Source organism: Lysinibacillus sp. SGAir0095, assembly GCF_005491425.1.
GTDB lineage: Bacteria > Bacillota > Bacilli > Bacillales_A > Planococcaceae > Ureibacillus.
Genome location: NZ_CP028083.1, coordinates 449,966 through 462,505, shown reverse-complemented (window position 1 = coordinate 462,505; position 12,540 = coordinate 449,966). Strand labels below are relative to the sequence as shown.

The window sequence follows — 12,540 nt, the reverse complement described above, 5'->3', positions numbered from 1 at the left end:
ATTGGAGGAAAAAGTACGGATCAGTCCTTTTCAACTTAGCGTGCTTACCATTTTATTCACGATAGGCACATCCATCCTTATCATTCCTTCTGGCATGGCAGCCGAGGTTAATCAAGACGCTTGGTTAACATCCCTGATCGGTATCATAATTTGTTGTGGATTAGCCTACTTTTACGTTGTCTGCAGCAGGTCTATGGGGAGAAAAAACTACTTCCAATATCTTGAGGATGTGTACGGGAAAGTCCTCGGAAAGTTGATTGGTTTGTTATATGTTTTTTTGGGTTTTATCGGGACCAGTACACTTTTGTCGTACTATGGTTTTTTCACTACCACTCAAATATTGACGGATACCCCATTCGAAATTTTGAATCTATCGTTGGCCATATTGATTATTTTAGTGGTACGAGCCGGCCTTGAGGTATTAGCCCGTACAGGAGAACTTTTAATCTTTTGGATTTTCTTATTACTTTTCGCTTTGATCGTTTTTATTTTGCCGGAAGTGGATTTCGAACGATTACGTCCTTTTAATGAGGCAAGTCCCATGAATCATGCAAAATCAATTCTAACATTCATAGCATCTGCTGGTTTTCCGTTAGTTCTGTTTTTAGTAATTTTCCCAAAACACATAAACCGTCCGGACAAAGTGAAATGGAATTTTATTGCCGGATCATTTATTGGTACATTTGCAGTTTCCATTATTATTGTGCTTTGCATTCTCGTCTTAGGCGCTTCAACTACAGCTAGACAGTTGTATCCAACCTACGTTCTTGCCAAGACGGTGAGTGTATTTAAGATTATTGAGAGAATCGAATCTTTAATTGCCGGTTTTTGGATTACAACCATGTTTTTTAAAACCGCTCTCTATTTCTATGCTTTCGTGATTGGATTTGCACAAATTTTGGAAGTCAAGAACTATCGTTTTCTGGTAATTCCATTGGGTCTTTTGACAGCTGCTTTTTCCACAGTGGTATACCCAGATATTGAGTATATGCTTCACTGGGATTCTACTTATTGGGCTCCATACACCCTGATCATGGGATTTGTCATCCCTCTCATTACTTTGATAATAGATAAAATAAAAAAGCGAATTACTACTAAAAAGGCCCCCTTAAACACGTAATACTTAAATACTAACTCTTCAGGAACTGTACAGCATCAGGAGAAATAACCTGTTTCTTAGTTCATGATGTCCTAATCCTAATTATTAACACAAATATTCAATATCTCACATACTCTTCACTCTCTTCAACTAACTTGTCCGTTAGTTCAATCACTGCAACGAGAAATGGCGTTCATGTCATGTTGAATCCACTCAGACGCGTTAGTTGAAGAAGCGATAGTAAATTTGATGAGTAGTTAATGATGCTTCAATACCTCGGCAAGTTCATGCAAGGAATCGGGTTGGATAATTTGATAGTTCCGTCCTTCCTTTTGCAAGTAATTTTTATCGCAAAATTGCTTAAGTACATGCAATAGGTGCCGATAGGATACCCCTAGATAGTCACAAACCGTTATGTGTTTCTCCTTATATATCCCTGCATCTGCCGTTTGCAAAATAAAATCCGCAAGCCGATTTTCTAGCGGGAACGCGAGGCTTTGGGAATACTTTGCTGCCCTATGTGTGGCTTTTGCACTCAAAAATTTGGTTAATTCCCGTAGAAATTTTGCATCCTCCATTAATTGTTTGCGATATCGGTTAAATGGAAGTGCAAAACAAATGGTCTTCGTTGATGCTTGAATCCCCTTCGTATAATACACATCATTTAATAATTCCATTTCCCCAATGTAATCATCGGCATGGATAAAATTAATTAAGGAAACTTTTCCATTTTGATGTGTTACATAAATTTTCGCTGTTCCTTCTAGAACATAAAATAAAAAATCCGGTCTCCTGTCCTCTTGAATAATCCATTCATCTCGTTGGTATTCGTGTACTTCCATAAATTCCTCAACTTGAAAGCCAAAAAGAGCTTCGATGGGGTGATTTTCCAAATACCTTCTTTTCTTTTCACCTTTGTAAACTTCCATATTCCACCTCGAAAACATGAGATATCTCATATTATTCTTATTTCTTTACATGATATCATGCATTCAACAAGGAGGAATAAGAATGAACGCACAACGCTGGATGAGTATACGTTTTTTTAGTTTTTTTCTGACATGGGGCATTTTTCTACCTTTTTGGTCAGGGTGGATGATTTATATAAAAGGAGTAACCGTATCACAAGCTAGCTTGATTATGAGTTTCGGTTTAATTGCAAGAGGCATCTCCACATTATTTGCATTTCCTTTTTTATCAGGAAAATTTAGCAGTAAAACTTTATTAAAACTATCTGGAATCGGCACACTGGTTGCTCTTCTTTGTTATATTCCGACAAGCTCGTTTGCCGGTTTACTAATAGCAACCATCTTTTTACACTTGTTTTATCCAGCTTTGATGCCTACTTTAGATAGTGCTGCCAGTGTTCTTGTACAAAGCAAACAATTAAAGCACTATGGAAGAAGTCGTCAATGGGGATCTATAGGGTTTGTCACTGTCGGCATGATTTTAACCATTTTCACAGGACTCTTGGGAGATGGTGTAATTTTTTGGGCACTCTTGCTTGGAATAATTGGTTTTGTATGTCTTGGTTTTATGAAAGCACCTGATGTTTTATCTGAAAAGCCGCAAGTAGACCCAACACAAAAAGTAGGCTTGTACCATTTATTCCGGATCAAACATTTTGGTATTGTACTCACGATTGTCGTTTTGCTACAGGCAGCGCATGCCACTTATTACAATTATGGCTATATTTTTCTACAGGATATCCATGCACCCGTATATATGATTGGTCTCATTATTAACATTGCCGTGATTGCAGAAATCGTCTTCTTCTCAATAGCAGATAAACGATTTAGCAAATTTTCAGTAGGCACCTTATTGGCATTTGCAGCAATCGGTTCTTCTATTCGATGGATACTCGTGTTTGCCTTTCCAAATGTCATTGTTTTCAGCGTCTCACAAACGTTACATGCATTCTCGTTTGCTATGGGGCATTACGCTTTTATGAAGTACTTAATCAACTACATTCCACAAGCACAGGTTTCGAGAGCACAGGGCATGTATTCAGCGCTTGCACTTAGCTGGAGCACGGCACTGTTTACCATTTTAGGGGGCTTTTTATACGAAGTTGACCCACGATATGCCTTTATCGGAATGATTATTTGTACTCTGCCCGCATTATTGATTGCGCTTGTATATCGAAAACTAGAACTAAAAAAAGAAGCATTACTATCGATTTAACTCTTTTGCCTAGTTCTTTAGAAGCTATGTTTGAGCTTCACATTCTTAATAATGATCGATAAAAGATATTGCCAGCACTAAAAGATGAGATGGATCTGCTTTAGATGAGTCTCATCTTCTTTAACTAAAAATGAAGATTAATGGTCTGGTTTATGGTAAAATATAGAAAATTCGATGTTCGGAGGAAGAAAAGTGGCATACACAAAATATCTTTTAGCTTATTCACTTGGCTATATTGCTGTAACTTTAATGTTATACTTCCTTTTTGATTGGTTCTCGTTCACATTTTTGATTAGCTCTTTCTTCGGTCTTTTGTTATTTGCCTTTATATTAAAAGGTCTATTAAAAACGGATAATTGAAATGGATCGTTCTACTAAATCATGTTCATTTTTGTTCTCAATTAATAGTTTGGGAATACTAGCATCATATAACCACTATACGATCTACTTAACAATTCGTTCTCGATCAACAAATTTATTGTCTATTATTATGCAATTCAAACGACTCTTCAAAGTCGTCCCATTTTACAGTTACTTTTATAACCTCATCTTCGCCAATTTTGGCCCCACCTTTTGACCCACCTGAAGACGAAAAGGTTAATGTTGTTGGTGGTTCCGTGAACTCTCTAATGCCTTGGCCACTACTAGTAAGCGTTTCATAAGCATATTCGAGTTTTTGTAATGAAGACAATTCTTCTAAAGTACCTTTATATTTTAAAACAAACTCATAGCTATCTTCGTTCGAATAAGTTTTTTTCCCGTCTTTTTCTCCCCATTTTTCTGTTCCTTTATAAAAGTATTCAGCTTCCCAATGTTCACTTTCTCCGCTAAATTGATAATTATTCATCGTCGTTTCTGAACAAGCTATTAAAAACATGACTGTAACAAATAAAATCATTAATCTCTTCATCTGATGTCTCCCCTTCCCAAAATAATGAATTGAATCTTCTTCCTATATTCTTATTTCAAACACACTTCTAAAAATACCTCTCTAGTATTCAATGACACTTAAAATAGACACATTTCTTAGTAAAGAAATGTGCCGGTTGGTTAAAAACGGACTTACAGAGCCCTTAAGATTCCGCTATTAGTAGCCATAAGGTCTGTTGTATGGTCGGTTATAGTATGGGTAGCGATAGTACGGTGGGTAGACTGGATAAATAGGGAAGAATGGGAAAAACGGGTACTGATAACGTGGTCTTCTTCTTCGAGGCCCTCTTCCATAGCTGTCATAATCATAATTATAGTCCCCATATCCGCCATATCGTTCGTAATTATATTGCATCATCTTCCTCCTTTTTCATTTAATTTAAGTTATGCGGGTTATCTTTCAGGAGTTTGAAACAAGCGAAATCTTTACAATCTTAAACCAAATCTTGACGAGGAATAATACAAAAAACCGCCTTAAAACATCGTAAAGGCGGTTTCATCATCCCACATCACATCATGTAATTGACTGTGGAATCATTTAATATCCCATAAACGATGCACCCACAATAATTAGTAAAATAAATAACACAACGATTAATACAAATTGACTACCGTTATTTTTGTAACCACCGCCATCATAACAACCTGACATAATTCCACCCCCTCCTCTTGAGCAAGATATAATATTTTATGGATTAGTGGAATCGTGTTACGGTATAAAAGCGGAAAATATAAAAAAAACCGAGCAAAATGTGCTCAGTCTATATTAAAATCAGTATGAAGTTCGTCATATTGGCGTCAAAAAAAAACCCTTTGTTAAGCAACTAATTGTATCCGATGTATTGCGACTTTTCATCTCCATTATTTACTTGATCGTAATAGGCTTTTTTTGATTTATCCCAGACGACTAAATTCATCATAAATCCTAAAGCCAAAAAGGCAAAGGAACCCATCATATATACGAACCGCATCTCAAAGAACTCTGTCAAAACACCTGCTGTTGCCGTCAAGATAATGATCAGAACTGCCTCCAATATGCCGAAAACACTTGAAAATCTCCCCATAATATTGACTGGTACGTTGTTTTGATAAAAGGTTAAGAAGCCAGTATTGGCAAAAGACAAGGCAAATGTCATTGTAAAAAACCCTATGGATGCCCAGGTGAAATTTTGAGAGTATGCAAAAATCAAATACCCAATTGGTGTAAATAATGCCCCAAAGCCCATAAGGACATTCGTTTTTAACCGATTGGCAAATAGCGCATTCATTATTGAACCTATGATGATCCCTACTCCTGCAATACTTACAAGAAATCCGTAAGTACTTTGGGACAGTGAAAGAACCTGTGTTGCAAAGGCAGCTTCCAAAGAATCCAGAGCCGACATAAATACGGTAATTCCACTAAAAAGGACATAGACCACTGCAATATGTTTGTTGGATTGACTAAAACGTAGAATTTGTCTCCAATCACTCTTAATTACGCTCATACTCACTTTTTCAGAAAGTACCGTATCCCCTCCTGACTCCACATTCGGAAGAAGAAAGATGATGATCGCTGACATACACAATGCCAGAGAATTCAGATGAATGGCAAAATATGGAGAACCCAACATAAACAAAAAACCCGCAATGGAAGGCCCCAGTATAAAACCGCTGGAATTTATGAAATTTCTAAGCGCATTAAATCGTTGACGGTTTTTCTTAGGGATTAACTTTGTCATATAAACCATAGAGGTAGGCTCAAAAATGGAGCCTGCCATTTTGATAATAAAAACGCAAAGATAAATGAAAATCAGCGAATCCATAAACGGAAGCAAAAAGATGAACAATGCTCTAATCAAATCCAGGAAAATCATTAGATGCCTTTTATTTAACCGGTCAATATAACTCCCCGACCAAAAATTCGTACATAAAGTGGCAATTGGGATTAGCATATATAGAACAGTTACTGCTAATACAGATCCTGTCAATTCCAAAATAATCAGGTTAAGCGCAATTAAATAAATCCAGGCACCTAAATTTGATACGCCAATACCCAATAATAGTAAAATGGGGTTTTTCCACCCACTAAGTTTCAACATCACATTCACTCCTAAATTCAGGTTTTTGAAGACAACAAAAAGGAATCCCACCCCCAGTCAATAGACTTGAGGACGAGACTCCCTGAATTTAGAAGTTCGCGGTGCCACCCCAGTTTGCTCTTGTGTCGCCACAAAGACCTTATCAAGTACATCTACAAAAATAGTCAGCAGGATATACTCTATCTCGATAACGGGAGAACCCGACACATCATCAATCCGAAAAAGACAATATCCTATGTGCAGCTCCGAGGCTTGGTTCTATGTGCTTCTACATCCTCCTTCACAGCTAACGGAGTTCTCTGTAATGCTTAAACACGTATACTCTTCTCTTCATCGCTTTTTGAATTAGAAATATTTTACTGCAATTCAATAAAATTTGGAATAGGACCGATTAATTTTTTTATGTAATCGGTTGAAAATCACAACTCCCAAAGAAATATAGATATTCAACAATGATGACCCTACCATCATTCAAGAAGGGGATATTCTATATTTCTGTAGCATATTGCGATTTTTCTCTATGATTTCTTTATTTTTCGCTATTGTATCCTTTAGATTTAAATCCTTTTCATTATCGTTAGTTTCAGGATCAGTATTTAGGTTTGTATCTATGTGAGGTACTGGTGTCTTATTCTTATCCATATCAATTTAAACCTCCTGTATGACCTTTCTCTTTTTTATAATCAATTGAATTGAATACGACATGTATGCTAAGTCTAGGTACCAATCCCCTACGTTGGAAAATAAAGATTTTTTATACCCATTTCCTTATGACAGAAGTTAAAGAAACACAGTTACATTGTGTCATATCTAATATATTTATAGATAAAAAAGACTATCTCGTTTGAGATGGATACCTCTTATCGTTCTTTTGGTAAAGCGCCAGATTTTGTTAGCTTAATTTACTTTGCAAATCCTCTGACAGCTTAAACACCATAATGCGTTCTCCCGTAATGGTACTCAAATCGGTATGAAAACTCACCACTTCCAGCCCTGTTATGGTTGCTAGTGCTTCTTTTATTTCATCCACCCCTGATTCTACCAAGCTATTGCGCATTTTTTTCACTGATAATAGGCCCTCTTTTTGTTGGCAAACAGCATATTCAGCAGGTGTTAAGACCCCTTTCAACACAACAAATACCATATCTCGCAAGATATCTGATTTAACCGACACGGAACCGCGTCCTAGATAATTTTTCTCCCAATGAGTTAGCACTTTACTGATCTCGGCTTCCACAACACCTTTTGTTTTCTCCATCATGACTCCTTCCTCCATTCCGTAATAAATTGGCATACTTCTATTTTTTGAAAATTTGACTTAAGACTATATCCTCTAGTTTTTAACTATAAGCTAAAAGCCTACTTCTTCCTAGATGGCACAAGTCTTGATTTTTGAAAAAACTAATAACTTAATCCTATTCTCCCCATCTCGCTATGAATCATTTAAGGTCAATCGAATCCAAGATGTCGAACATATAAATAAAAAAACCGACAATTAAAAGATAATGGTCTCAAATACTCAAACCATTATACTTTGAAAATTGTCGGTTTACTTTTAACTAACCTAATCTAGGTTTTTTAAATCGTCTACCTATTATTTGCATTCGTATTCTAGTATCCTGTTTGGCTTTGGATGGATAATCAATGTCTATTGACTATCTAGCTAAAGGTAAAAGGAACGGATAAACTCTATTTATTACATAAAATTATATTATTTGGTTCACTCTCCGTCAAGCTTCTATATTACTTTTTAACAATCTATTCCCCTCGGAAGACAGGCTTTCTCTTCTCAGCAAAGGCTTGAACGCCTTCCTGAACATCTTTTGTCCCAAAACATTGTTTTATAAAAGCGTACTCTTGTTTTAGAATCGTTATAAGATCCATGTCAGGGCTAGTAGAGAGTAACCTTTTAGACAGCGTCATCGCTACAGGTGGTCCTGCCGCTAATTCCCTGGCAAATTCCATCACCTGCTCTTGAAATTCTTCATCAGGAAAGATCCCGTTTACCAAACCAATTCGTTCTGCTTCATCAGGGTAAATATCCCGACCGGTTAGGATTAATTCGGCTGCCTTTGTCTGCCCGACCAACCTCGGCAAAAAATAACTCATTCCGGCATCAGGGCTAAGACCACGGCGGATGTATCCTGCTGTTACCCTTGCGCTTGCAGACATGAAGCGTAAGTCACACGCCAGTGCTAGTGCAAGCCCTGCACCTGCTGCTGTACCATTAATCGCGGCAATGACGGGCTTATCACTATGAACAATCCTCAATGCCTGATGGCCAACCCAACCCAGTTCGTCTAATTTTTTATAGCGGGATGGAGCTTCTGAATTTCTCTTGGCATTATCGGTCAAATCAAGACCTGAACAGAATCCTCGTCCACTACCAGTAATGACAATGACACGTACGTCATCATCAGCAGATGCATCTGAAATAGCTAAGATAATCTCCTTACTAAGTGTATCGTTTACAGCATTCAGGCGCTCTGGTCTGTTTAGTGTTAGTGTACGGACCCCATCTTTCGTTTCAACAATAATATGTTCCATCTCTAATTCCTCCTCAACGGAAAATAACATGGGACTAATAATTTCGAATTATAATTGAATCTATGAACAGGATTGTTTAAATATGTAGGCATTCTGAAATATGAAGTATACTAGCGAATAAAAAGAAAAATCCTCGGCGCGTTGAAAAATGCCTGAGGATCTTCTTTTAAATAGATTCATTTAGTAGACAGTCAGCGTTCGGGGAGCACTGATTTTCCCTTTAACATCCTTGGCTGTCAACATTAGTTTAGTCCCCTTTTTTTGTTTGGGGATAGTTATTTTATAGTTTCCATAAGAGTTAGATTTGGCACTGTATGTACGAGTACCGATTTTCACACTCACACTAATATGGGCCTCGGTTTTTCCGGTTACAGAAGTTGAATAATATCTAACCGGATTGGCCACAGGAAGATTAGGCGCTGCTCGGTTGACTGTCACAGAAGTGTTTGCACTTATTCTGCCAGCTGTATCCTTGGATTTTATCGAGATTTTTGCCCCACTATTTTGGACAGGAATTGCCATTTTATAATTTCCATAAGCATCAGCCTTGCTACTGTAACTTTTCGAACCAATGCTTGCTGTTACAAGCGCATATTTCTCCGTTTTCCCTGTTACATATCCTGCATTATTAGAAACTGGATTTACAATTGGGCTATTTGGAGCGACTCTCGCGACCGTAACAGTCCGTGGAAGACTGTATGCTCCCGCAGAATCCTTGACTGAAACTTTTACAGCGGTTCCACTATTTTGGACAGGAATGGTTACTTTATAAGAACCGGTCGCATCGGCTTTTGCTGTGTAGGAACGTGACCCGATATTCACGATAACCGTTGCATATCGTTCCGTTTTTCCAGATACAAAAGGTGCTGTATTTGTTGCTGTGTTTACGATTGGCAGATTAGGCGCCACTCTAGTAACAGTCATTTTCTTTTCTATGCTTTTAAACCCGGCACTATCGATAACTGTCAGCACAACGAGAGTTCCATAATTTTGGCCCGGGATAGAGATAGTAAATTTTCCGGTAGCATCTGCTTTTCCTGTATAAACTTTATCTAAAATTTTCGCTGATATCGTTGATAAAGGCTCTGCATTCCCAGAGATGGCAGTTGTCTTGTTGTTGACTGGATTCACAACCGGCTGTTTGGGAGGCGTAATATCCTTAACTTTGGTAATCACCATTTCACTTTCATCAATTCCATCAAGGGACACTACTTTTAACTCGGTTCCGGGTTTTTGTGCGGGAACACTTAACGTGTAAGTCCCTTCATCGGTCGTGTATCCATTGCCGATTTGAACACTGTTAGCAAAGACTTTAATGGTTGTACCCGCTTTTGCTGTTCCACTTACCGATGTTGACTGGTCGGTTACTTGTTGAATCGTTGGAGCGGGAACAGGATTTTTTACATACACAATTTGCTCCAAAGTAGAAGACATTCCCAAGGCATCTTCAGCTTCAATACGTAGTGTATAAGTTCCATTTTTAAGCGCTGTGGTTTCCCATTCACCTAAAGCTCCAAATGTTTCACTGCCTGCATGTATTTGAACCCACTCATCAGGATTCTCTCCATATCCATATGAAATCTGATATTTGCTCAGTTGATAATCGCTAATGGACCCTTCAAGTGAAACCTTTCCTTTCACAGTTTTATCGGCCATCGGGGAGGTCAATGAAATTTGAGGTTTCATGCGGTCCTCAAAGGTAACCTTCGTTGTACCCCCATCTCCAAAAGTACCTGAATTGACGTTGAACATTCGCCAAAGAAATGAAGATGTGCCTAATTTCATATCTGAAGGCAGTGTATATTCAAAAGTTTTTGTGTCGCCTGTACGAATGATTTCCTTTTCCCCAAGTGTGGATGTAAAAGAAGTTCCATCCGCTTTTAACAAATACCCGCCACTTTGAGTCCAGGATTCCACTCCCACATTTTTCAGCTGAATCCTGATTGTAGGTTGACTACCAGCTTCCGAAACAGTAGTTGGATAGGAAATGCTCATTAACTGTGCATCGTTTTTCTTCCGAGCCGTCACATTTACCGGTGTGGAAAAAGCTGAATAATTGCTTTGGTAGCTGCTTTTATCGATTGCTTTAACGGATGCTTGATAAGTAATTCTAGGTATTAAATAATTTTCAGGAACTACGATATGATTTGCTTGTGATGTCCCAAGGAACACCTGGTTTCCTGAGGAATCTGTTAACTTTACTAGATATTCAACAGGTGATCGGTCAGTCGATGGCTCCCATACCAGCAGAAAATCTGAAACGAGCTCACTTGAAGCCTTCATATCTTCCGGAACGGTCGGGGCAGTAATATCTGGCATTTTTACTGCTGTAATATCGGATTGTTCCGTTTCGCCGTATTGGTTATAAGCAGAAATCCTGAAATAATAAGTATCTCCTTGCAATTGTTCATTCTTTTCGAACTGCTGATATAAAAGGCCTGGATTTTCGGATAAATCTGTACCTGAACCATCCTTTCGAAGATAACGTTCGCCCAGCTCTAGTTGCTCATTTGTTGGCCATAGATTTTTTCCGGTTGAAGACCAGCTTGTCCCAGCTCCCTCATGAACCAATTCATAATCCTTTCCATTATAGAGGTACACTCTATATCCCGTGGCTCCCGTGACAGAAGACCATTGTAGATTTACATTGCCTTTTCCAGAATTGACTCCTGCTCCGCTTGAAATTCCAATGGGTGCCTTCGGTTTACTAGAATAATTGATTTCCAGCATGGGCAATTGATTGAGTTCTTGGTTTAACTTAGTAAAAGTCGTGATGGTGTTGGTAGAACTGCTATTCGTTTTAAGGGCTAACCCGAAATCTTTTGCTGGAGTTTCATACCAATCCAATACGAGCGTTGATACATCCCAGCTGTAGTAGCTTCCACCAACCGGCATGGACAAAGTATTTTTTGTTACCGGTTGATCCGATACGGTTGGTTGATTGGACCAGGTTAATGCTTGTGCATTCCAAGGCTCGAGAATTTTATAAATGGCATATAGATCATTGATGGTATATTGGCAATAATAACAGTCCATATTGGTTCCTTGCTCTTTTAGATGCAGTTTTGCTCCCAAAAATAAGCCTCCATTTAATGATGGAAGGCTGTTGCCAAATTTTATAAAGGTGTCGAATTGATGGGTTTCATCTCTTCCAACTTTCACTTCATTAACAGAGGAAAAATTACTTTCCGGTTCTGCTTTTGAGGTATATGAAATGGTTCCACCCTGCATATCGATTTCTTGTTTTTTGTTCCATGATAGAGTGTTCGGATTTTGCGTAAATACGGAAAATGGATATAACTCCATTGACCGTGATAAATCCGGATTGGTATAGGCTTTTGTATATTCATCTCCTGAGGCAGTAGAAGTTGCCGCAGATGAATCCATAGGCAGTTGTGTGAAGACAATTGTAACGATCATAAGAAGCGAAACTACCTGTTTAAATTGCATTTGGTCCTCCATATTCTTGTGTAATTGGTCATTATGTATTTCGATATTAGCACAAATGAAACTCTACTAATATAGGAAACCTTATCCAATAGAAGAGGTGATGGATTCCATCATTTCACCTACGTTACAGCAAGGAAATGGGTAAAGCAAAATTTTCAACGTAATCAAAATCCGCCCATGGCTTCTGCCATTAAAACAATGTCTTTTATAACAGCGAGCGTATCAGCACTAATATACAATATTACGTTT

General features: G+C 38.1%; 12 protein-coding genes and 1 other annotated feature. Of the genes, 3 read left to right on the top strand and 9 right to left on the bottom strand.

What is annotated here, in order from left to right:
* The first annotated feature begins 1 nt into the window (after position 1).
* Positions 2–1,120, top strand: coding sequence for a GerAB/ArcD/ProY family transporter (locus tag C1N55_RS02265; RefSeq protein ID WP_137727296.1), 1,119 nt, complete (start codon positions 2–4; stop codon positions 1,118–1,120).
* A gap of 236 nt (positions 1,121–1,356) precedes the next feature.
* On the opposite strand, the gene yeiL is transcribed toward C1N55_RS02265, so the two are convergent.
* Positions 1,357–2,028, bottom strand: a complete 672-nt coding sequence (gene yeiL, locus C1N55_RS02260) for a transcriptional regulator YeiL (protein WP_137727295.1) — start codon at positions 2,026–2,028, stop codon at positions 1,357–1,359.
* An 82-nt stretch (positions 2,029–2,110) separates the two neighbouring features.
* On the opposite strand from yeiL, the gene C1N55_RS02255 reads away from it, so the two are divergent.
* Positions 2,111–3,283, top strand: a complete 1,173-nt coding sequence (locus C1N55_RS02255; protein ID WP_137727294.1) for an MFS transporter — start codon at positions 2,111–2,113, stop codon at positions 3,281–3,283.
* A gap of 192 nt (positions 3,284–3,475) precedes the next feature.
* The gene (locus tag C1N55_RS20425; RefSeq protein WP_168193780.1) at positions 3,476–3,643 is read left to right on the top strand and encodes a hypothetical protein; all 168 of its coding nucleotides are present in this window, start codon (positions 3,476–3,478) and stop codon (positions 3,641–3,643) included.
* 115 nt (positions 3,644–3,758) lie between these two features.
* Here C1N55_RS20425 and C1N55_RS02250 read toward each other — a convergent pair whose 3' ends face one another.
* The 8 genes from C1N55_RS02250 to C1N55_RS02215 all read right to left on the bottom strand — a co-directional run bounded on the left by C1N55_RS02250 (position 3,759) and on the right by C1N55_RS02215 (position 12,291).
* Positions 3,759–4,193, bottom strand: a complete 435-nt coding sequence (locus C1N55_RS02250; protein ID WP_240758357.1) for a putative periplasmic lipoprotein — start codon at positions 4,191–4,193, stop codon at positions 3,759–3,761.
* 177 nt (positions 4,194–4,370) lie between these two features.
* Positions 4,371–4,568 (bottom strand): hypothetical protein, encoded by a 198-nt coding sequence (locus C1N55_RS02245; protein WP_137727293.1) that lies wholly within the window; start codon positions 4,566–4,568, stop codon positions 4,371–4,373.
* Positions 4,569–4,751: 183 nt separating this feature from the next.
* On the bottom strand, positions 4,752–4,865 hold the full coding sequence (locus C1N55_RS02240) for a YjcZ family sporulation protein (RefSeq protein WP_137727292.1): 114 nt from the start codon (positions 4,863–4,865) through the stop codon (positions 4,752–4,754).
* Between the two features lie 172 nt (positions 4,866–5,037).
* Positions 5,038–6,294 (bottom strand): MFS transporter, encoded by a 1,257-nt coding sequence (locus C1N55_RS02235; protein WP_168193779.1) that lies wholly within the window; start codon positions 6,292–6,294, stop codon positions 5,038–5,040.
* 65 nt (positions 6,295–6,359) lie between these two features.
* Positions 6,360–6,637: a binding site (T-box leader), on the bottom strand.
* Positions 6,638–6,765: 128 nt separating this feature from the next.
* Positions 6,766–6,936, bottom strand: coding sequence for a multidrug transporter (locus tag C1N55_RS02230; RefSeq protein ID WP_137727291.1), 171 nt, complete (start codon positions 6,934–6,936; stop codon positions 6,766–6,768).
* Positions 6,937–7,186: 250 nt separating this feature from the next.
* Positions 7,187–7,552, bottom strand: a complete 366-nt coding sequence (locus tag C1N55_RS02225; RefSeq protein WP_137730503.1) for a Na-translocating system protein MpsC family protein — start codon at positions 7,550–7,552, stop codon at positions 7,187–7,189.
* Between the two features lie 500 nt (positions 7,553–8,052).
* Entirely contained in the window at positions 8,053–8,871 is an 819-nt protein-coding gene (locus C1N55_RS02220; protein ID WP_137727290.1) for an enoyl-CoA hydratase/isomerase family protein, read from the bottom strand.
* Positions 8,872–9,021: 150 nt separating this feature from the next.
* Entirely contained in the window at positions 9,022–12,291 is a 3,270-nt protein-coding gene (locus tag C1N55_RS02215; RefSeq protein WP_168193778.1) for an Ig-like domain-containing protein, read from the bottom strand.
* Between the last annotated feature and the right edge of the window lie 249 nt (positions 12,292–12,540).